Genomic DNA, 20,471 nt, shown 5'->3' with positions numbered 1-20,471 from the left:
AACCAAAAACGGAACAAAAAAAAAAAAAAACCACCCCCCCCCCCCAACCCCCCCCCCCCCCCCCCCCCCCCCCCCCCCCCCCCCCCCCCCCCCCCCCCCCCCCCCGGCCCCGGCCGACCACACGGCCGGGCGGCCGGTGACCGGAACCGGTCGGCCATGGCCGGTGGCCGATCCTCCCCGGTCGGCCACCGGGCAGAAGCAGGGCCGACCGGGATGGCCGGACACCGGCCACCCACAGCCGCGCGTCGGCCACCGGCCACAGAGCTGGAGTTCGGCCACGCCGCCGACGCCGCTACGCCTCAACAAGGCGAGTCCTCATAGGGGCGGGGGTCGCGTGGCGTGGCCGATCCGGGGCTGCTGGAGCCGCTAGGGTCCCTGGACGTGACGGAGACGAGGCAACGGGGCTGTTTCTGCGGGTGCGGGGCCCAGACGGAGAACGGCCGGTGGTTCGTTCAGGGCCACGAGGTCACCGCGGCCGCCGCTCTGCGCGCCGTGCGGGCTATGCCCTGGCCTGCCGTACGCCGCCGGTCACGACGGCCCGAGCTCGCCGGACATGACGACGCCCCCGCGCAGAGCGGCGGGGGCGGGGGCGCCGTCCGGAGGCCGGTCCCGTCGGGGGTCGGGCCGGCGTGGCTGTCGGTCAGCTGATTACGAGTGTGTCCTGCTGCGTCACCGCGGTGAAGTGACGGGGCCGGTAGGGGTGTGCAAGGCGGGTGGCGCGCTTGTCGTCGGTGAGCAGGTCGTACCCGTGGCCGCCGTTGTGCGCGGCGGGACCGCCGCACAGCTCGCCGCTGTCGTTCGCGGCGAGGCAGCCGGACCATTCGCTCAACTGCATCGGCTCGCCGTACGCGCCGTACCAGCGGCCCCAGATGTCGCCGTACGGCTCGGGCATGTACCGGGCAATGGCCCAGTGCACCGGAGCCGCCTCGTGTGTCTCCAGGACGCACCGCAGTACCTCGGACACGTCGCTCGGCAACGCCGTTACGCCGGTGGGTATTTCCCTCAGCCACACCAGCGCGGGCCTGCCGAGCCGGAGCACCGCACCGCAGACGGCCGCCATCACGCCCCCGTACCAGGAACGCGGGAGGCGATGGTCTCGACGGTGACCATCAGGTCGCGCACGGCGCCGGCGAGGCGTACGACATCCCGTCGGCGGTTGCCGGGGAGACGGTCCTCGGCGAGGAGTGCGCTGGCCCGGGTGGCGAGCTCGGCCACCGACGTGGCGCCGCTTGGCAGTTCGGCGGGCATCGACCTGAGCTCGTCGACCAGGTACGCGAGGTACCGGCTGAAGGTAGCGATCAGCACATCGAGGTCCGGAACGTCGGCCGGTGCGTGGCGGCCGTCAAGAACCAGGGCCACCGTCCGGCGCATCGCGTCACTGGTCGGGAGGCAGCCGTCTTGCAGCGCCCACGCCCGAAGCGACGTCAGGAGCTGCTGGAGCTGGTGGGTGTCGGCCGGGTCCAGCCGCGCCGGTTCCTCGTGGTTCCAGACCGGTCCCAGTGCACCGTCGGGACTGCTGACGGCGGACACGGGAACGTCCAGGTCGACGCCGTGGGGGGCTACGTACAGGCGGGGGCGGCTCATCGCGGCAGCTCCTTGTAGTGGTCGATTCGGAAGTCCGCCCACACCACGACGCGGGTGGGGGTGAGGCAGTGGTCCCAGTCGTCGGCGTACTGGGCGACGATGTGCAGTCCGCGGCCGCGCTCGGACGTGGTGGTGAGCGGGCGCGGGGCCAGCGGCTGGCGGAGAGTGCCGTTGTTGCCGACGATCACGGTGAGCTTGCGGGGATCAAGGAAGAGGCAGACGCAGACCGTCTCGCCCTCTCCGTGCTCCATGGCATTGGTGAGCAGCTCGTGGGCGACCTGGACGGCGGCGGCTGCGGTGTGGGTGGGTACGTACCAGTCGGCCAACGTCTCGCGAACGTGACGGCGGGCCGCGCCGAGTTCTCCGAGGTCGGCGCGCAGATCGAGCGGTGAGTAGCGGCGCATCTCACTCCCTGGGGGGCGTGGGGTCGAGCGACCGGGACGAGAGCACGGGCGTACGGCTGCCGGTCGGCGGCCGAGGCGGGCGCGCGCTATCGCCGCGGTGACCGCCTCGCACAGTGCGTCCGGATCGGTGGCAGGGGGCCGAACGGTGGACGGGCGTGTGATCCATCGCCGCCCGTTCGGCGACTGGGGGCAGTTGATTCCCTGGAGAGGCGTGCACGTGACCCATCGCCTGTCGACGAAAGGCCACTGCGCCGCGGTGCCCGGTGGTACGACGGCCTCGATCACCCCGCGCGCGCGGTTCTGCCAGACCGGCCCCAGAGGGATCCCGCGCTCCAGCAGCCGCAGGAGTACGTCGGGCGCTATGGCGTGGGCGATCCGGACGACGTCCCAGGGCGGAGAGGCGACGGTGCGCACGGCGTTCACCACGCCCCCCAGGTGGGGCATCCGCCGCAGACGCTCACCCCGTACCCGTGCCGACTGCCGCGCATCAAGACGTAGGCGTAGCCGGCGGGCCGTAGCCCGGAGCGACCGCCGCAGCGGGCACAGGTGTTGCCGTGCAGCCGGTCGCGCTGCTCGGACGTCAGTTGCCGCCCGTCCAGTTCAAGGGCGCGCACGTCGGTGGCCGTCCTCGGCGACGGTTGCGCGGGGATGCGCACGACGCGGGTCAACGGTTGCATTCACGCTCCCGGGATCTCATCGGCGGATCGGCAGCGCTAAGAGCGATCTTCCGGCTACCGCACGTGTTTGGTAGTCCCTAGAGTGGCCCCACGCGCACTCTCCGCGCAAGTGCGCGGAGAGTGCGCAGAGATTGCGCACCACTTTTGGTATGTGCGGACGGGATAGTCGGAGAGGACGACCACCATGTGTGCAGCGAGTCGGGCCAGTGCGGCAGACTGGGGCCACGCAAGTGCGCGAAAGAACCGACGGAAGGGGCGGCGTGTGACTACTCCAGAGCCAGCACCGGCAAGCCGCCGTCAGCTCGGCGCCGAGCTGGCCCGGCTCCGCACCGCGCGCGGCATTCTCCTGAAGGACGTCGCCGCATATCTCGGGTGTTCACCCACGCGCGCCGGCCGGATGGAATCCGGAAAAGGCCGGGTCACCCCGCGTACCGACGAGATCGTCAAGCTGTGCGAGCTGTACGGCATCACTGATGAGCACCAGGTCCAGAAGCTGGTCGGCATGGTGCCCACCAACATGGCTCCCGGCTGGTGGGAGCCGTACCGGGATTCGCTGCCCGCCGGGCTCGACGTCTACTTCGGGCTCGAATTGAGCGCGACGTCCGAACGCGCATGGGAGCCCGTACTCGTCCACGGCCTCCTCCAGACACCGGACTATGCCCGCGCCGTCGTCAAGGCGGGTCCCGCCGTCAGGCCGAGCGAGGTCGAGGACCTGGTCGACATCCGCGCGAAGCGGCAGGCGGCAGTACTCACCGAGTCCGCCGCCCGGACACCGCTCAATCTGTGGGCCATCCTCGACGAGGCGGTCGTCACCAGGCCCGTCGGCGGCCCGGAGGTGATGCGAGCCCAGCTCCGTCACCTGATCGACGTGGCCGAACTGCCCCACGTCACGCTCCAGATCGTCCCCATCAAGAAGGGCGCTCATCCCGGCCTCGGCGGCAGCTTCAGCATCCTCGATTTCGCCGGGGCCGAGCCCCCGGCCGAGCCACCGGTTGTCTACGTCGACAGCCACGCCGGCAACAGCTATCTGGAGAAGCCCGGCGACGTCCGTACGTTCACGGCCGCCTTCGACCTGCTCATCGCGGCGGCCGCAGACCCGACCGACTCGACGGCGATACTGCACCGCGCCGTGAAGGAGATGACATGACCCTTCCCACCGATCTTCAGTGGTTCAAGAGCACCGCCAGCTCGGCCCAGGGGGGCTGCCTTGAGGTGGCCTGGCTGCCGGACGGCCGCGTCGCTCTGCGCGACAACGAGGACCTCACCAACCCGCCCTTCGTCGTCACCGCCCACGTCTGGCGGTGTTTCATCGACGGCGCGGAAAAGGGCGAGTTCACTCCCCCCGCCTGAACACCCGCACACCGAACCCCAGACACCGATCACGATCGTGTCGGACGTCGAAGCCTGATCACCGAACAGCAGCGCCCCGGGACATCAGCCCGGGGCGCTGCTGTGTCTGCTGCACGAGTTGCTGCTCCCTACCGCCGCGGCTCAGCGTGAGCCCTTTCCTCAAGGTGACCCTGCCCCTCGCGATCCGGCCCCCGGCTCGCGGCGACTCCAACGTCTCCTCGTTCCGCCGTGTCGATGGGGACCGGCCCCTCCTGCCGAACCTGTCCACCGCCGCCCAGAGTGACGCGGGGACCGCGTACCGGCCCCATCGCCGGTCGGACCACAGCAACGAGACCGGATCGTGACCCGTGGTCTACCTCTGTGGTCACCGTGGTGGTCGGGGCAAGCGGCTTGGCTTTCTGGTGCCTGATGCACCGGCCGATCCCGCCAGAGGCGGGCGCTCACCATGCGCCACAGAAGGACTCAGAGAGGGGCTCCCCTATGGGACGACTAGAGCCAGACCCCGCGCACGCCCGCGCCGCCGCGCCGCGCCCTCGGCGGCTGCTGACGCAGAACTCGGATCTCCGGAAACAAAGGATATACAACTGGTCAATTCCGGCATTTGCCGGGGTTCTGCCGGACGGGCGGCGGTACAACACCTGTCCCTCGGCGGGGGCTTGCGCCCCGCTCTGTTACGCCCGGCAGGGGCACTATCGGTTCGGCAACGTGAAGGCCCGGCACGAGGCGAATCTGATGATGGTCCTGGACGACCTGCCCGGCTGGGAAGCGCAGATGACCGCAGAGCTCCAGCACAAGCGGTACCAGGATCGATGGGTCCGCTGCCACGACGCAGGCGACTTCTTCGCCATAACGCCGGAGAAGCCGTTGGAGTACACCCAGGCGTGGATGCGCATCATGCGGGCCGCGCCAGGCGTTCGATTTTATGCGTACACCAAGAGCATTTCCCTGTTCCGCGAGGCCGTGGAGCCGGACCCGCCCGCGAACTTCAAGTGGGTGTACTCCCTCGGCGGCCGCGAGGACCACCTGATCGACACGACCACCGAGCGGCACGTCGACATTTTCCCCGACGAGGAGTCCCTCGCCGCAGCTGGCTACACCTCGCGTGCGAAGGAAGGCTGCCTCATATCGGTCCTGGGACCCCAGAAGATCGGCATCGCCGCGAACCGGATCCAACACCTACGCAGGAAGCAAGGCGACAAGCGCTTCAGTGAGCTCCAGGCGGCGCAGGACGAATGCCGTCGCAGTCGCAACAACCGCAAGCGGCACCCACGATGCGCACCACCTACACCGCGCAAGGCCCGGCCCTCACGGTGTCCGAGCACCGTGAAGCAGACGGACACCACGTCGTCAAGGAAGCCGTCCCTGCCCGCACCACCGGCAGACCCGGCGCCATGACGGTTCCCTGCGAGTGGCCGCCTCTCCACGCATGACCCGCCGGGCACGGTGGCCCGCTGCCGATCCCCATCCGGCCACAGCTCGGACGGGCGCCCTATGCCCGCGCCCCGTGAGGATCGGCAGCGGCGTTCGCCCGCTGGACCCTGGGCACGGGGCTGAGAAGACGATCTTCCCCAAAGAACCCGGCCAGCCCGGTTGGGCCCGAGGCGATCGGGAAGTGGTCGCAACCGCGCAGGTCAGATGACGCCGGGTGCAGAGCTGCGCATGGGAAATCGCTGCGCGAGGGCGGCAGTTCGGGGTCGAATGTGTGGATGTCTCCCTCGCCCGCGCGACGTCCGCGCTTACGCCGTACCACCCGCCTCGCCGCCCGGACCGCGCCTGGTCCGAGTTCCGCCCATTCGCTGGGGGACCCGTCCGGTTCTCAGGAACGGCAGGGTCTGGACTGGGCGCGGCGGATCGAGTTGGTCACCGTTGTTGTCGCTGCTGTCGTGGCGGTGGTCAGTGTCTTGTACGCCAACGCTCAAGCGCAGGAGGACCGGGCGCTGGTGAGGGAGGGGCAGATCACCGATCGGTACACCGCGGCTGTAGGGCTTCTCAGTGAGAGCAAGCTGGAGGCGCGCCTCGGCGGTATCTATGCGCTGGAGCGGATCATGAACGACTCGCATCGTGACCAGCCCACCATCGCCAACATGCTTGCCTCTTACATCCGCATCCACGCTGCGAAGCCGCCCGCGAAGGGCAAGGACATCCCGGACGACGTCCACGCCGCCTTGAACGTCCTGTCAACCCGCGACACGACCCACGACGCCGGCGTCGTCCTGGATCTCCGTGACGCCAAGCTCCCCAGGGCCGAACTCATCCCCAAAGGAGGAGCTTCATCTGATGAGCATCAGGCGACCCCGTCCGGCCCCAGCCTGGCCAGTGCCAACCTGAACCGCGCCGACCTGACCGAGGCGAGCCTGAAATCCGTCAACCTGACCCAGGCCAGCCTGCGCGAAGCCAACCTGACCAACGCGTTTCTGTTCGGCGCCCACCTGACCCGGGTCGACCTGACCGAAGCCCACCTGACCCGGGTCGACCTGACCGAAGCCGACCTGGCCGAAGCCAACCTGACCGGAGCCATCCTGATCAACGCCAATCTGTTCGACGCCGACCTGACCTGGGCGAATCTGGAGGGTGCGGATCTGGAGGGTGCGGATCTGCTGGGTGTGGATCTGGAGGGTGCGGATCTGAAGGGTGCGAATCTGAAGGGTGCGGATCTGTGGGGTGCGGAAAACCTTACGCGGGAGCAGGTTGCATCAGCTCGTATTGATGACGCGACGTCGTTGCCCGCCGTGCGCTAGTAGTTTCTGCCGTTCTCACTTGCCATCGCCTGTCTCAGTTCACGGTCGGCCTCGGGTGCTCCCATGGCGCTGACCAACCTGTGCCGGGCCGGCGGCCGTGGTCACACGGGTACCGGGCACCGGCCACGGTTCCGACACCGGATCGTGACCCGTGGTCTACCTCTGTGGTCACAGTCCTGGTCGGGGCGGGCCAGTTGGCTCCACTTATGGACGTTGTGCACGCCACTGGCACCGGGCTGTCGCCCCGGCCCGCTCCGACCGCGATACCACCGGAGGGACACCTCAAAGGGCGCCCGGCGGGAGTCCGACGGTGAGGGCCTACGGATCCGGGATCCGCCGCGGCCCCATGGCGGCGGACCACTTCACCCAGATCGCGAACGGACTCTTCCGGGACCCGGCCCTCTCCTTCAAGGCGAAGGGGATCTTCGGGCTGATCAGCACCCACACCAACGGGTGGAAGGTGAGCGTCGCCGAGCTGGCACGTCACGGCCGCGAAGGCATCGACGCAGTCACCTCGGGCCTCAAGGAACTCGAACACCACGGCTACCTCGTCCGTGAGCGCATACGGAGAGCGGACGGAACCCTCGGCGAGTCCGTGTACGCCATCACCGACATGCCGGCCGAACGGCAACAGGATTCGCAACGCCGCAGGTCACCACCAGAGCGGGGAAACCCCCCACAGGGTGAGCCTGCACAGGCCCAACGCCGCACAAAGAACACCAGAAGCAAGAAGACCACCGACCAGAACACCACTCCGTCCGTTCCGTCCGTCGTTCACGCGCACACGCGCGAGCCGGACACCCGGAGCACCGACGCCCCCGCGCCGCGCACCGACCCGGCCCCGCTCACCCCAGGTGCCCGTCTCCTCCTGGCCGTCGGCGCCGAGCACCCTGAGCTGCTCCTGACCGGCCAAGCCCTCGAAGATCAAGGACATGTCGCCACCAGGCTCCTCGACGCCGGCTGGACGACGCCGCAGCTGAGGCACGTCATCGCCGACCGCCCGCTGCCCCGCCCCATCCACACCACCGTCGCCGCGATCGTCGCCGCACGCCTGCGCGCCGCGGAAGCGGCGATCCCGCCCAGCCACGCCTCCGAACTACCCACTCCGCACGCACCGGCCGGGCGCCCCGTTCCCGAGGCGCTCACCTACCGGGCGCTCGTGGAGTGCACCGGCTGCGGCAAGCCCGGCACCGCCCCCGGCGAGGACCTCTGCCCGGCCTGCCTCCAGTGGCCCGTGTGCACCAGCTGCACCGGACCGACACCCCGCCGAGCCCACCCGGCCGCAGACGGACGCTGCACCGTCTGCGCCCCACACGACAGGACGACACCATGACACCGCAGACGGAAAGCCCCTACCTGCTGTTCGCACATGAGCCGTACTACCTGGAGCAGGACTGGCGGGAGGTCAACACGACGATCGTGCCCGCACTCGCCCTGCTCCACCCCGAGGTCAGACAGCCCGACGGCCGCCGGATCCACGCTCTCCTGCTCCAGCGCCGCCGCCCGGGGGAGGTCGTTCCCCTGGCCACGCTGACCCACGAACTCAGCGGCGGCGCCGACTGGCCACTCGTCGGCGACTGGGAGCAGGTGACCGCCGACATCCTCCACCTCGTCCGCCGAGGGACCGGCGAGGCGCTGAACCTCCGCCTGACCGAAGTGGACCGGGCTCTGCTCTGCTCGGGCCCGAAAACGGACGTGCTCATATTCCACCCGCTGCTCCAGCGCGCCGTCGCCTTCGGCCCCTCGGACCGCGCACGGGCCCTCGCCCGCGTGCAGAAGCAGGTTTTGCACCTTCCGCTCCATCCGCGATGGCCGAGGCCTGAGACCGGGCACACCGGCCGATGACGCAACCCCCATCGCTAGGCCTACTGTCGGGACACCGCGCGTCTTCCTCCTCGTCGCGGACGCCCGGCAACTGCCCCTGCCCGACCGGCCCGTCGACCTTGGTCATCACATGCGCACGCGGCGGCTCACGAAGCGTGAAGGGGCCCGGGTATCCCCGGACCCCTTCACACGAACCGATGGCCGGTTCCCGGCGGCGTGAGCCGCCGCGGGGGACAGGGTGACTAGCCCCGTCCATGCCGGCCATCGGGCGGTCACCGGGCAGGCCGGGGGATCAACAACCCCATCAACCCGGTGCCGCGTTCAGGTAGTCCGCCGCCGGTGCTTCGGACTGATCTGGTCACCACGCCGCCGCTCGATCTGCTCCAGGACGAGGTGGCGCGGCCACGCCTTCGTCTTTCGGCCGGCGGCGCTGCGGATCTCGACGCTGGCCTCATCCGTGAGCAGCGGCAGATTACCCCGGCGGCGCGACTCGCCGAACGAGTGTTCGCTCTTGTACCCGAGGAGGCCGGCGACAGCAGGAGCCGGCAGCAACTCGTCCGGGTCCCCATCGTGCGGCCCGATGACCCATCGCGAGTCTTCCTGCTCCAGGACGAGGTGGCGCGGCCACGCCTTCATTCTCTGGCCGGCGGCGCTGCGGACCTCGACGCTGGCCTCATCCGTGAGCAACGGCAGCTTGCCGGCACGGCGCGCCCTGAGGAAATACCTTGTGCCCTTGTACCCGAGGAGGCTGGCGGCGGCGGGTGTCGGCAGCAGCTCGTCCGGATCCCCGTCACGGGGCACCGGAGGGAGCTCGGGCGTCTCGCCCCCGGAGTTGGCCCGATTGCCGGGCCCCGGCCGGTTCTCCTTCCAGTCGCGCAGGGTGCCGCGGCGCAGCAGCTTGTCCGGGTCACCGTCATGCGGTGTGACGGACCATCGTTTCTCTTCCTGCTCAAGTACGAGGCGGCGTGACCACGCCTTCACCTTCCGGCCGGCGGCGCTGCGGACCTCGACGCTGGCCTCGTCCGTGAGCAGCGGCAGATTGCCGGCACTGCGCGCCCTGCGGAACGACCGTTCGCTCTCGTACCCGAGGAGGCTGGCGGCGGCGGGTGTCGGCAGCAGCTCGTCCGGGTCCCCGTCGCGCGGCACCGGCTGGAGCTCCGGAGCAGCCTTGGTCTCAGAACCGGCGCGCTTGCCGGGCCCGGGCCGGTTCTGCTTCCACTCGCGCAGAGTGCCGCGGCGCCACTTCAGCCGGCGCCGCGGGTTCTCCGCCGTACCCATCGGCTCGACCTGGTCGGGTTCGGGGAAGTAGCCGGGGATCCGCAGATACACGTTGACCTGGTTCGGGTTCTTGTACCCCAGGAACCGCGACGCCTGGGAGGCGCTGAGGAGTTCGTCGTCGGCCCCGTCTGCCGGAGTTGCGTTCTTCGACGCCATGAGGGCCAGTTTCCGTTCGACTAGAGAGGCCGCTACTAACAGTATCCATACTGGCAGGATCTGAGGAGCGGTGTCCAGCCGACGGGCCAAGATTTATTCCGGGATAAGGCTGACCCCCTGGAACGCGGCCACACCCACCACCTCCTCGTACGCGAGAGCGGCCGGCGTCTCGCCCCACTGGGCGAACGCGAGCAGGCTGATTGCCTCCTTCCGCCCGGTGTCGGGCAGCGGGGGAAGATCGGCCTGTCGGCATCTGTCGAGCAACTCGTCGAGCTCGGTGGAACTCTCCCGCTCGGCGATAGCCTGCCGGGTCTCGTCGAGCCCGTGGTGGTAGAGCCTGTTTCCCTCCCGGAGCAGTTGGAGCAGCTGGTCCGGATCGGTGGTGGAGGACGCGTGCACGGAGATCTGCATCATCCGGTCGGTCAGGTCCGTCATGGTGTCATTCTCCAACGGTCGTGATGCGGGTGAGGGGGAGACGCTGGGTGAAGGCGGAGCACCCGTCGCACGGCGCCGACGGTTCGTCGTCGTCGCGGGCCGCCAGGTCGACGGCCTTGCGCGGGGGCAGGGTGAGCGCGGTGCGCACCTGCTGTGCGACGGCCGTGAACTCGGGGCTGTCGTCGGGCAGAACGACGCCGGGGTCGGGGGCGCCGGGGCCGTGGGCGAGGTGGATCAGATCGGTGATACGCCGGCCGGCCGTGAGGCTGTCGCCGCGAACAGTCTCGACCTCGGCGTAGAGAGCGGTCAGCCGCGGCCGCCGGAGAATCGAGATCAGCAGATCCCGTTTGCTGGCGAAGCTGCAAAGGCTGCATGAGCAGCGCGAAGTCCCTTGCCAGTCTACGGCGCCGGGCACCGAGTCGTACGTCCAGTGCCGAAGCTCGGGATGGTCCTCGGACCACTCCTGGACCTCGTGCCTCTTCCACATGAGCGCCGGCAGCCACTCGTCGACGATCCGTGCCCCGTTGGTCAGGACGTTGCGGTACGGGTCAAGGGTGCTGCGCGACCGGCTCTCGTCGCGTCGCATCCCCATTGCTTTGAGGATCCGTACGGGTCGGCCGAGTTCCTTGCTGCGTTGCCGGACGAACGGGGTCCACGCGGCGTTGACCACTTTTTCCTTGGCCGACTTCGTGCAGAACTTGCTGCCCAGGCGGGGGAAGCGCCCGTAGAGCGCGATCTCGGTGAGGAGCGAGTGCGGCATGGGGGTGCCGTCCGGGCCGGGCATCATCCGGGTGACCTCGGTGTGCCCGGCGGTGGGTCCGAACGCGGCGCCCTGCCGGGCGGCGAGTTCGGCGACACCCGGCCACCTCTGCCCGTCGTACACCACCTCCGGCCAGTCGAGGACGGGGAGCGCGGAGTGGTAGCTGCGCACGCGGTCGGGGACACCGTCGCGCACGGCGGCTTCCATGGTCAGGCACATGGTCAGGGCGCTGTCCTGGCCGCCGGACAGCTGGGGTGCGATGACGTCGTAGTCGCTGAGGTCGGGGACGGAGGCTCGGGTGACTGTGCCGGTGGGGAGATTCATCGGATCGTCTTCCTGCCGTGTGAGAGGGGCGGTGGGGCGGTGAAGGGGCCCGGGGCTTCGCGGAGTTCGCGCAGCGCGGCCAGGAGCGGGGGCAGGTTCTGGTCGGGGCCGTACGCCAGGCAGGTGCCGTCGGCGCTGGCACATCCGAAGGCGTGGGCCAGGCGCAGGCGCCGGCGGGAATTGACGCGGCCCATGTGGACCGTGAGCCCGCGGGCGATCGCCTCGGCCGCCAGGGCGTGGGCGATGGGCCCGGTTTTGAACTCGGTTGTGCCGGCGAGAAACAGGACGTCGAACTCGCCCCACGGGATCAGGCCCTCCTCGCAGCCGTCCTGCGCGGCGAACGCCGCCGGGATCCCGAGTCCGCGGATCTGGGCGAGCCAGGGGCGTGACTCGGTCAGGGTGCCCGCAGCGTCGAAGGGGACGTCCGGGGCCACGGCCCACAAGCACCGGTCGGCCCCGTACCGCTCGATGGTGGCGGTGAGCCACCTGAACCAGCGGTCGTGGCCGGGCCAGCCTTTTTTGCTGAACTTGCCGTTGTCGCAGGCGTACAGGGCGCCGTCGGGTATGAGGTTGCCTTGGGCCGGGGTGGTCATACAGCCGAGGAATCCGGCCCGCATCGCGGCACGGGCCGCGCCGCCGGAGGGCGTCGCGAGGTACAGCACGCCAGTCTCCTTCCGGGAGCGGGGCGGTGGGTGGGTGGGCTCGCGCCATCGACGCGGCAGGGCATGCCGCTGGTAGGCGTGGAGCTTCGGGGCGGAGAGGCACGCGGCGCCCGGGTGACGGTTGCCGCTGAACGGGGCCCTGGCAGGGGTGCCGGGCCGGAAGGTGGCTACTCGCAGGGCAGGGCGGGCGGAGTGGTGCCGGTCGCGGCGGCCCATTCCCTCTCGAAGCGCTTCTCCTGCTTGTCGCGGACGTGGTGGGGCGCGGTGACGAACAGCTCTTCGGTGATCGGGAACTCGGTGCCGCGCGTGCGCAGCCAGGCACGGGTGCGGCCGTACCGCGGGTCGGTCTCGACCGGCACCCGGTGACGCTCGGAGATCGCTGTGAGCCGCCGGCCCAGCTGCGCGGGACGGCCGAGGTCGACGCGTTCCACGGAGCGGAGCGCCTGTCCGCGTTTCGACGGGTCCTTCTTCGAGGCGGGCAGGATGCGCCGGACGTGGTAGAGCGCCCAGGGGCAGGCCAGTTCGCGCTCGAACGCTTCGAGAACCGGGCGGTCCCCGGGGCGCGAGGGATCGAACTGCTGAAGCAGGCTCTCCTTGCCGAACAGACGGGCGTTGGCGTTGAGGCTGACGGAGGTGTACTCCAGCCGGAGGACCTGTCCGGCGATGTCGGGGTGGCGGCGCATCCGGTCGAGGTGAAGCGGGAGGGCGCCCATAGACGTGGGGTAGCAGCAGAAGGTGCAGTAGGACTTGGGCCACTCCACGCCGAACCGGTCCCGGAGGTAGTCCTCGCACTGCTGACGTCCCCATTCCCAGTCAATGAGGGGGTAAATGCCGGTGCGGAGTTCGGTGTTGCCGTCGCGGCTGTCCTTCAGCGCGCGGCCGGCCTCGTCGGCGTTGTAGCCCATGATCTGTCGGAACGGTCCGTCGACGGCGCTCCCCGCCCACCTGTCACCGACTTCGCCTTTCGCCCGGATCGAGCATTTCCGAGATCCGGCCTGCTGGGGGACGGTGCCGTTCGTCTCGTACTCGTCCCACAGGGTCCACTCGCCGCGCCTGATGAGCCGTTGCGGCTGGCGGGAGTCGTCGTGGACGGTGATGCCGGCAGCGTATTCCTGCCCGGTGCGTACGAGCTGGACCAGGCGCACGTTGTGCTCGCGCAGCAGCGGCAGGATGAACCGGTCGGCGAGTTCATGGGTGAGGGGCCACTCGCTGCCGGTGGCCATATGAATGACGGCGGTACGGGCGAGCTCGATACCGTGGGCGGCCGGGTCGGTGAGCATTTTGGCGATGTAGGCGGTTGAGTCCACACCCAGGCCCCAGTTGATGACGGTGTCGACGGGCTCACCGGGCAGTTCGAAAAGCGGCGCAGTGTCATGGGCGGCACGGGGCATCGGTCTCTCCTTCCGCGTGCGGGATGGCGTGGTCACTGGGGCGATGGCTCGGACAGAGGTGGCTGGGCGTCGTCTTCACCAGTCGAGGTGGCGGGCGGTTGGCGGAAGTGACGAACGGTTGCGTGAAAGGAGGGGCGGCGTGCGTCGTCGTGGGGCGGGGGAGTCCGCATCCGGGGCAGCGCACGGCCTCGGGTTCCTTGGTGTCGTCGGCCACGTCCTTCCGGTGTTACGAGGGCGCCGGGCAGCACTCGACGAAGAGGTGATTGGGCGCTACGTGTGCCTGCCTGGTGCGGCGGGCCGGTGCCGCACCAGGCACGAGCGGGATCAGAGCTGCGGGCGGGGCGCGCGGCCGTAGTGGTCGGCGTACGCGGTCACCCACGCCACGAGCGCGCCGGAGTCCGCGGCGTAGCTCCCGGTCGCGAAGTCGTGGTGGACCTCGCGGCCGTCCCGGCCACGGAAGTCGAGCTGAAAGGCATGGTGTTCACCGATGGAGTGGAGGAGCGATACGTCTTTTCCGTGAACGGTGACGCCGGACCAGGTGAGTTCGCCGCCGTCGGCGAGGGCCACCTTGTCGTACGTTCCGGCTCGGTCCCGCCCACAGGCCCACTCGATGTCCGCTTCCTCCAGCCGCGGGTAGAGGGACCGGGCGACGGTCCACTCCTCGGTCACTGTTCCCCGCTCGACGTCGAGGGTCGCGCAGGCGAGACCCTGGCGGCGGCTGACGATGGTGCCGGTGGCGGGGTCGTACTCGGCCCACGGGGTGGGGTCGTCCGAGGTGCGGGGTTCGTACGCGACGGGGACCGCCCGGTCGTCGTTGGTGACGATCCGGACCGCGCCCTTCTCCTGCGACCGGGCCTTGACCAGCGTGGCGCTGACGGGATCGCCCTGGAGGACGATCTGCGGCTGCTCTTCAGTGTTGGGAGTGCGGCCGTGGCGGTCGGCATAGGCGATGACACACGCCACCAGAGCGGCGGAGTCGTCGGCATAGCTCCCGCTGGCGAACCGGTGGGCCCGCTGCTCGGTGACGTCGCCGCTCTCATTGGACCACTGGACCCGCAGGATCCTGTGTTCGCTGATCGCGTGATGGATGGTGAACTCGTCACCCTGTACGTCGGCGTGGATACCGACGCCGGTCCACGTGAGTTCGCTGCCGTCGACGAACGTGGTCCTGGCCCGTGTACCGTCCGCGAGGCCTTCGTACACGCAGTGCACTCCTGCTCGGGTCAGGCGTACGTTCACAGACCGTGACGCGCTCCACTGCATCCAGCGCGGGGACAGGACCGTAGTGCAGGCGTCACCGCTGTGACGGCGGACCACTGTGCCGGTACAGCCCTCGTACTCGGCCCACGGCTCGCGGTCGTCCGGGTTGCGGGGTTCGTGAGCGACCGGAATCCCCCGGCCGTCAGCGGTGACCACACGTATCCCGGACGCGCGTGCGGCAAGGAGAGCGGCGGTCGCGTCATTCGGGGAAGTGCTCATGACGAAGTCCTTTCACGGTGAACGCGGCAGAGAGCTGCGGGAGAACGGGCGAGTGCGGGCCCGGTACGGCGCCGTTCTGGCCGCCGGGCGGGCGGGCTGTTCCGGCGACGGTGGGGACCGGTGTCAGGCGGAGTTGGTCTCCGGGGTCCGGGCGACGTTGTGCCATCCCGTCGGGCGTTGCTGTGTCCACCAGTCCGGTTGCTGTCCGGGGCTGCGGGGCGTGGCGGGGGACGGTCGCGGTGCTGGGGTTGCGGGTGGCTCGGGTGGGGAGCTGGGGGGCGTGGGGCGGGCCGCCGCCGGGCTGGGAAGGCTCGCCTCGGTGTAGGCGATGCGGTGGCGGAGGCTGAGGCCGATGTCGTTGACGCTCAGATACAGGTCGTTGTCGCGGACGTGGGTGACGCGTCCGAGGACGAGGACGGTTACGCCGTCGGTGAGGGATTCGGCGGCGTGGCACGCCAGGCCGTGCCAGAGGGTGCACATGTAGTGGACGGGGTCGGCGGCCTCCCATGCCTGGGTGACCTGGTTGAAGTTCTGGGGTGTGACGGTGAGTCGGAAGCGGGCGATCGGCGTGCCGTTGTTTTCGGCGAAGCGGACTTCGACGTCGCCGGTGACGGTGCCGGTGACGGTGGTCGTGGGAACACCAAGCACGAGAACTCCTCCTTTCAATATCCATACTAGTAGTAAATGGCGTGGGGTCAATCCCCCTTCGCTTCCCCGCCGTTCGAGGGAGATCCGGCTCCCCCCGGCGGGAACAGGGTTTTCGTCATGTTCTGCGTCAGGACCGTCAGTCCGGCCAGTTCCACCAGCTCGGCGTGGCGGGTGAGGATGTCCGCCCGCTCGCGGCGGGCCTGCTCGGGGCCGTCGGCGTTGGTGAGTGTGTCGCCGCAGAACACCAGGACGTCCGGTCCCAGGTCCCAGGTGAGGGCGTTGGAGGCGCAGGACGCGGCGGCCACCGGATCGATCTCGTTCATGGACCAGCGGAACCGTCGTACGTCGTGCCCGTTGGCGCCGAGGTGCGACGCGGTGGCCCGGACCAGCCCGCCGGTGCCGGCCGTCGGCTCGCCGAGCCGATCCCCCGGGGCGGGGGGCTCGTTGAGGAGGACCAGGTTAGTGAGGAGTTCGGCGACGTCGGGGGGTGAGTGGATCTCGGCGAACGCTTCCCGGGCGCCGGCTGACCGTACGCGTGCCAGGGTCGGGCCCAGGACGTCGGCGCCCCGGCGTATCTGCGCGTCCTCGGATCCGGTCAGGTCGAGCAGTCCCGCGTCGAGCGCGGCGTGCGCGACCGCCGCGACGGCATCGGCCGCCGCCGGCGACGGCGGTGAGGTCAGCCACCGGTGCAGCGGGGCGGCCCATGCGGCGAGTTCGGGCCGCTCGACCCATCGCATCGCCCACACGCGCTCCAGTACCCGCCACAGGTCCGCGGGGGGCAGTGCGCGCAGTTGCGCGGCGGTGTCGGGGCCGCCGGTGGGACGGGAGAGCTGGGCGAGCGTCGCCACGACACCCACCGGCACGGCCGGGTCCTCCCCGGCCCGCTCCCGGTGCCAGGCGCGCGCGGCTCGGTCGGCGGTCTCCTGGGCGATGGCCTCGGGCTGGGGCTCGGCGTTGACGGTGCCGGCGTCCGGCGCACCGGGCAGTCCGGGGATCAGCGTGTGCGGGTCGATCTGTGCCATGGCGGGGCTCCTCGTGGTGAGGGTCGGCGTGTGCGGGGGAGGACTTCGCCGGGGGCGGCATGGGGCGGGCCGCCCCCGGCGAAGCGGGGCAGATCAGGGTGTGGCGAACGCGTCCTTCTGCGCCTGCTCCAGGAGGAGGAGCAGCAGGGCGATGTCGTCGGGCGCGTGAGTGATCAGCTGCGCGTGCGCGCGCGAGACGGCGATGTCCTCGGCGGGTGTCACGGTGTCCTCGGGGCCGTCGTGATTGACGGAAATCTCTGCCACCTGGATGCCCGCCTGGTCGATGACCAGGAAATCGGTGTGGACCCCGGCCGGGTCTCCGGGCTCGACCCTCCCGCCCAGGCGGTCCAAGACGATCTCCTCGACGCCCCACGGCGTGCCCTCGGCAGCGGCCAGCCGGGCCCGGACGGCCGCGGTTCGCGCCATGTCGTAGGGGTCGGCGGGGATCGTGGCCGCCTTCGCGAGGTCGAGCACGAACTCGTCCGGCCCGTAGGCAACCTCGCACAGCGGCGCCCAACCCTCCTGGTTGTGGACGTCGAGTGCACCGGTCCACTCCAGCAAGCCGTACAGCTCCGTGTTCTTGTCGGTGATCTCCCCTTCTCCTCCGGCGGTCCAGTACTTGCCGTCGGTGACCACGCGGCCGTGGGAGTTCAGCCGCAGGAGCAGACCGATGGCATCGAACGGCGCGCCGTCGGCGCCGTCGTAGCCGGTGAGGATGTCGCGCACCGCGACAGCCGCCGCCATGCACGCTGCGCGCGCCGTGCGGTTGCGGGCAGCCCTCTCGCCGGCCTCGGCGTTCTTGAGCATCCGTTGGATCGCCGCATCGGCGGGGCGCCGGTACGGACTGCGTCGGCCTGCCTTTACCGGTCCGTCGGCGCGGCCCCACCGGTTCGTGGGGTCGTCGATCTGCCGGACCAGGTCTTTGGGCGTCATCGGGAAGCCCGAGTCCGTCACCAGGTTCTGTATCCACAGCGTCACCGGCGCCCTTCGTGCCTGCTCGCGGTGGAAGAGGCCCTGCCCGGCGGCGGTCCGGATCACCTCGGCCACTTCGCACAAATGGCTGTCGCCGTTGTAGAAGCGGGTCCCGGCGTGGAAGCCCTGGGACGGGTCGTTCTGGGTGGGGCCGTTCATCGGTGCTCAACTCCCTGGGTGCGTGAAGTGGATGGACGGGACATCGGGGGCGGGATAGACGCCGCATGGTGCCCGTCCTTGCAATATCCATACTAGTAGGAATCAGAGGGTTGTAAACACTGCCGTGACCAGGGAGTTTGTGTTGTCCAAGTGCCCTTCGCTCCAGGCGAGTTGGGTTCAAGCGAACGTACGGGCCGGACGTGGCCAGCCCCCGAGGCCGCCCCTACTGCTGACTGGTGTCCGCGGCGCCGGGCGCGTACTCGCTGAGCGCGACGGGCGCCGGATGCCCGGCCTTGCGTTCCATGCGGCCCCGGGAGATCAGGGTCAGTATGCGCAGGCCCTTGGTCTCGGCCTCGCGGCGCAGGTGAGGGGGGCAGGAATCGGGCAGCGTGACGGTGCCGTCCTCCATGTTCAGCACGATGTGCACCGTGTGCGTGTCGATCCGGCCGGTCGGGGAGTGCACCAGTGCGAGGCGCGCGGTCGCCGTCGGCCCGCCGCCGGTGTCCGGTGTGACGCTCACGTACTCGTTGCGCCACGAGTAGTTGGCGCAGTTCGGTGAGAGGCGAAGCGACCTCGGACGGGTGCGGCCGGTGCGGGCCCTCTCCGGCATCTGCAACGTGGTTGCCGCTCGGGCCACGAGTTCTGTGACGTGGTCGTGGAAGGGCCACCAGCCGGGGCCGTAGACGGTGGCGCATCCGTCGATGCGATAAGCGCTCCACCTCTCCAGGGGGAGACGGATGCCGTACATGTCGAACTCAGCTTGCTCGGCGGTCAGCGGTGCGACAGCTTCGGCGCACGTCTTGCCTCCGCCGATGCGGGGCCCGTCGTACGGTGCGCCCTCCCACAGCGTCCAGTGCACGCCGGCGAGGTCGACCCGGCGGGACAGGGTCAGTGGTGCACCGCAGTCGGGCCCGTTCAGTTGCCACAGGTCCCACGGTCGGGGTTCGGCGGCCCAGCCGGCCGGAAGGTCGACGACTGGAGCGGGGTCGTACGACTCACGGGGGGCGTACCTGTGGTTGACCATGCCGAGGTAGGCGCGGCTGGGGGTGATATCGGCCCGGATGGTGGTTCGCGTCAGCTGCGAGACTCCCTCGCGCCAGCCGGCTTCCGGATCTTCGACCGGTTCGCCGTTGACCGAGACGAAGAACCCGCGCTTCTCGATCGCCGTCACCGCGTCGGGGATCAGCTCGTGCGCCGTGGTCGGGCGGCCGTCGAACACGGCGTGACCGAACGGGATGAAGTCGCGTTCCTGGGTGCTGCCGTCGGCCGACTCCAGGCGTATCCCGGCCTCGCGGGTGGAGTAGTTCACGAAGATCTCTGCTGCGGCGGGGCGGGTGGCTTCCTCGCCCTTGCGGGCACGTTCGGTGCGCTCGGCTTCACTGGGGTTGCTGGTGCTGGTCATCGCTGGTGGTGTCCTTTCTCGGCGTGGCTGGCGGAGTTGGAGGCGCGGTTCGCGCAGTCGTCCCTCTCCTGCTTGCGGGAGTCACCGGCCGCCCGTTGCGCATCGGCGGCCGGATCCGCCTACGCGTCGGCGCAAGTGCGCCGGGCTCGGTGGCGGGGTCGTGGCTCAGCACCTGATGGGGTCTTCGACGGGCAACAGGCGGGGCTGAGGGCGGCGAGCAACGGGTCACCGCTCCGCCCGCGCGGAGGTCGCCCGTGATTCACGGCGCTTCCCCTTCCCGTGCAGTTCGGCGCGAGTCGCGGAGGCGCCGCAGCCGGTAGACGGTGATGGGGTCGACCTTGAGGGAGTTGACGGAGTCCAGCAGGGCATTGAGCAGCTGGGAGTAGGCGGTGGGAGAGATCCCCAGGTCTTCGCGAATGACGCGGTCACGGGCGCTGGGGGTCGGGAAGCTGCGGGCGGCGACCACGAGCACATACCGGATGCCGATCGTCTGCAAGACGCTCGGCTCGAAGGGCGCGGGCGCGGGCGCCGGTTCGCCGGCTGCCGGGGACGGTTCGCCGGGCTCCGGTTCGGGGGTGGTCACGATGAACCTCTCGTCGGTCGTCGTCTCGGGGGAAGCGGTGGCGGGGGCCGGAGGGGGCGGGCGGAAGCTGCACACCGCCGCGTCCCCTCCGGCTTCGGTCACCGGAGGCAGGGCCTCACTCGTTCTCGTCGATGACTTCCAGGCATCCGGCCGGGAGCTTTCCGAGGCGGAAGCGCTTCACGTCCTCCGGGATCTGGTACTTGGGGTGCTGCTCGCGGCGCAGGATCGTGGTGGACTCCTCATCCAGCAGGAAGGAGAACCGCGAACCGGTCCTGTTGGCCTCCTGGATGGTGCCGGTCAGCCGCGTCAGGACGGCGGGCGTGATGTTCCGGATGCGGGCCTGTCGGCCGGGGCGGACCTCGCTGATGTCGACCCGACTGGCCGCCCTGTCGAGTGCGGTGAGCTGCCGGGCGGCCGCCTCCTGCACGGCGGCGAGGGACACCGGGTCCCCGAGGGCGCTGATCTGTCGGCAGAGGTCGGCGATGCTGGCGGTCATGCTGTGCCTCGTTTCGTTGCGATGGGACTGTGCTGCGCTGGGGGGGGGGGGGGGGGGGGGGGGGGGGGGGGGGGGGGGGGGGGGGGGTGGGGGGGGGGGGGAGGGGGGGGTGAGAACCCCGAAAAAA

General features: G+C 70.1%; 22 protein-coding genes. 6 read left to right on the top strand and 16 right to left on the bottom strand.

Annotated elements, in window-relative coordinates; translation table 11 throughout:
- Positions 1 to 640: 640 nt before the first annotated feature.
- From ACZ61E_RS20005 to ACZ61E_RS19990, 4 genes are all read right to left on the bottom strand, one after another.
- A complete protein-coding gene (locus tag ACZ61E_RS20005; RefSeq protein ID WP_469701102.1) occupies positions 641 to 1,060 on the bottom strand; it encodes a hypothetical protein in 420 nt (139 codons plus the stop codon).
- Positions 1,060 to 1,584 (bottom strand): hypothetical protein, encoded by a 525-nt coding sequence (locus ACZ61E_RS20000; RefSeq protein ID WP_469701101.1) that lies wholly within the window; start codon positions 1,582 to 1,584, stop codon positions 1,060 to 1,062. Before ACZ61E_RS20000 ends, ACZ61E_RS20005 begins: the two co-directional genes overlap by 1 nt.
- Positions 1,581 to 1,988 (bottom strand): ATP-binding protein, encoded by a 408-nt coding sequence (locus ACZ61E_RS19995; RefSeq protein WP_469701100.1) that lies wholly within the window; start codon positions 1,986 to 1,988, stop codon positions 1,581 to 1,583. Before ACZ61E_RS19995 ends, ACZ61E_RS20000 begins: the two co-directional genes overlap by 4 nt.
- A 419-nt stretch (positions 1,989 to 2,407) precedes the next feature.
- Positions 2,408 to 2,665 (bottom strand): hypothetical protein, encoded by a 258-nt coding sequence (locus ACZ61E_RS19990; protein ID WP_469701099.1) that lies wholly within the window; start codon positions 2,663 to 2,665, stop codon positions 2,408 to 2,410.
- Between the two features lie 262 nt (positions 2,666 to 2,927).
- On the opposite strand from ACZ61E_RS19990, the gene ACZ61E_RS19985 reads away from it, so the two are divergent.
- The 6 genes from ACZ61E_RS19985 to ACZ61E_RS19960 all read left to right on the top strand — a co-directional run bounded on the left by ACZ61E_RS19985 (position 2,928) and on the right by ACZ61E_RS19960 (position 8,598).
- Positions 2,928 to 3,812: a helix-turn-helix domain-containing protein gene (locus ACZ61E_RS19985; RefSeq protein WP_469701097.1), complete on the top strand. Its 885-nt coding sequence runs from the start codon at positions 2,928 to 2,930 to the stop codon at positions 3,810 to 3,812.
- Positions 3,809 to 4,015: a DUF397 domain-containing protein gene (locus ACZ61E_RS19980; protein ID WP_469701095.1), complete on the top strand. Its 207-nt coding sequence runs from the start codon at positions 3,809 to 3,811 to the stop codon at positions 4,013 to 4,015. The genes ACZ61E_RS19985 and ACZ61E_RS19980 overlap by 4 nt, the downstream gene beginning before the upstream one ends.
- Before the next feature lie 480 nt (positions 4,016 to 4,495).
- Positions 4,496 to 5,410, top strand: a complete 915-nt coding sequence (locus ACZ61E_RS19975; RefSeq protein WP_469701093.1) for a GP88 family protein — start codon at positions 4,496 to 4,498, stop codon at positions 5,408 to 5,410.
- A 488-nt stretch (positions 5,411 to 5,898) separates the two neighbouring features.
- Positions 5,899 to 6,753 (top strand): pentapeptide repeat-containing protein, encoded by an 855-nt coding sequence (locus ACZ61E_RS19970; protein WP_469701091.1) that lies wholly within the window; start codon positions 5,899 to 5,901, stop codon positions 6,751 to 6,753.
- Between the two features lie 310 nt (positions 6,754 to 7,063).
- On the top strand, positions 7,064 to 8,086 hold the full coding sequence (locus ACZ61E_RS19965) for a hypothetical protein (RefSeq protein ID WP_469701090.1): 1,023 nt from the start codon (positions 7,064 to 7,066) through the stop codon (positions 8,084 to 8,086).
- Complete coding sequence (locus tag ACZ61E_RS19960; RefSeq protein ID WP_469701089.1) at positions 8,083 to 8,598, top strand: hypothetical protein; 516 nt, start codon at positions 8,083 to 8,085, stop codon at positions 8,596 to 8,598. The genes ACZ61E_RS19965 and ACZ61E_RS19960 overlap by 4 nt, the downstream gene beginning before the upstream one ends.
- Before the next feature lie 300 nt (positions 8,599 to 8,898).
- Here ACZ61E_RS19960 and ACZ61E_RS19955 read toward each other — a convergent pair whose 3' ends face one another.
- The 12 genes from ACZ61E_RS19955 to ACZ61E_RS19900 form a co-directional block, all read right to left on the bottom strand.
- Complete coding sequence (locus tag ACZ61E_RS19955; RefSeq protein WP_469701088.1) at positions 8,899 to 10,011, bottom strand: hypothetical protein; 1,113 nt, start codon at positions 10,009 to 10,011, stop codon at positions 8,899 to 8,901.
- Between the two features lie 93 nt (positions 10,012 to 10,104).
- Complete coding sequence (locus ACZ61E_RS19950) at positions 10,105 to 10,446, bottom strand: hypothetical protein (RefSeq protein ID WP_469701086.1); 342 nt, start codon at positions 10,444 to 10,446, stop codon at positions 10,105 to 10,107.
- A 4-nt stretch (positions 10,447 to 10,450) separates the two neighbouring features.
- The gene (locus ACZ61E_RS19945; protein ID WP_469701085.1) at positions 10,451 to 11,530 is read right to left on the bottom strand and encodes a phosphoadenosine phosphosulfate reductase; all 1,080 of its coding nucleotides are present in this window, start codon (positions 11,528 to 11,530) and stop codon (positions 10,451 to 10,453) included.
- Positions 11,527 to 12,192, bottom strand: coding sequence for a hypothetical protein (locus ACZ61E_RS19940; protein ID WP_469701083.1), 666 nt, complete (start codon positions 12,190 to 12,192; stop codon positions 11,527 to 11,529). Before ACZ61E_RS19940 ends, ACZ61E_RS19945 begins: the two co-directional genes overlap by 4 nt.
- A 167-nt stretch (positions 12,193 to 12,359) precedes the next feature.
- Positions 12,360 to 13,583: a hypothetical protein gene (locus ACZ61E_RS19935; protein WP_469701081.1), complete on the bottom strand. Its 1,224-nt coding sequence runs from the start codon at positions 13,581 to 13,583 to the stop codon at positions 12,360 to 12,362.
- 324 nt (positions 13,584 to 13,907) lie between these two features.
- Positions 13,908 to 14,786, bottom strand: coding sequence for a hypothetical protein (locus ACZ61E_RS19930; protein WP_469701079.1), 879 nt, complete (start codon positions 14,784 to 14,786; stop codon positions 13,908 to 13,910).
- A 399-nt stretch (positions 14,787 to 15,185) separates the two neighbouring features.
- Complete coding sequence (locus tag ACZ61E_RS19925) at positions 15,186 to 15,710, bottom strand: single-stranded DNA-binding protein (protein WP_469701077.1); 525 nt, start codon at positions 15,708 to 15,710, stop codon at positions 15,186 to 15,188.
- Between the two features lie 47 nt (positions 15,711 to 15,757).
- A complete protein-coding gene (locus tag ACZ61E_RS19920) occupies positions 15,758 to 16,732 on the bottom strand; it encodes a DNA methyltransferase family protein (RefSeq protein ID WP_469701075.1) in 975 nt (324 codons plus the stop codon).
- Positions 16,733 to 16,825: 93 nt separating this feature from the next.
- Positions 16,826 to 17,863 carry a hypothetical protein gene (locus tag ACZ61E_RS19915; RefSeq protein ID WP_469701073.1) on the bottom strand — a complete coding sequence of 346 codons (1,038 nt, stop codon included), beginning with the start codon at positions 17,861 to 17,863 and terminating at the stop codon, positions 16,826 to 16,828.
- A 223-nt stretch (positions 17,864 to 18,086) separates the two neighbouring features.
- Complete coding sequence (locus ACZ61E_RS19910; RefSeq protein ID WP_469701071.1) at positions 18,087 to 19,265, bottom strand: hypothetical protein; 1,179 nt, start codon at positions 19,263 to 19,265, stop codon at positions 18,087 to 18,089.
- A 259-nt stretch (positions 19,266 to 19,524) separates the two neighbouring features.
- Positions 19,525 to 19,950 carry a DUF3263 domain-containing protein gene (locus ACZ61E_RS19905; RefSeq protein WP_469701069.1) on the bottom strand — a complete coding sequence of 142 codons (426 nt, stop codon included), beginning with the start codon at positions 19,948 to 19,950 and terminating at the stop codon, positions 19,525 to 19,527.
- Between the two features lie 13 nt (positions 19,951 to 19,963).
- Positions 19,964 to 20,344, bottom strand: coding sequence for a hypothetical protein (locus ACZ61E_RS19900; RefSeq protein ID WP_469701067.1), 381 nt, complete (start codon positions 20,342 to 20,344; stop codon positions 19,964 to 19,966).
- Between the last annotated feature and the right edge of the window lie 127 nt (positions 20,345 to 20,471).

It is taken from the genome of Streptomyces sp. NPDC104581 (assembly GCF_055583685.1).
The sequence above is the reverse complement of the archived record's forward strand: the minus strand, read 5'-3'. Positions and strand labels throughout refer to the sequence as shown.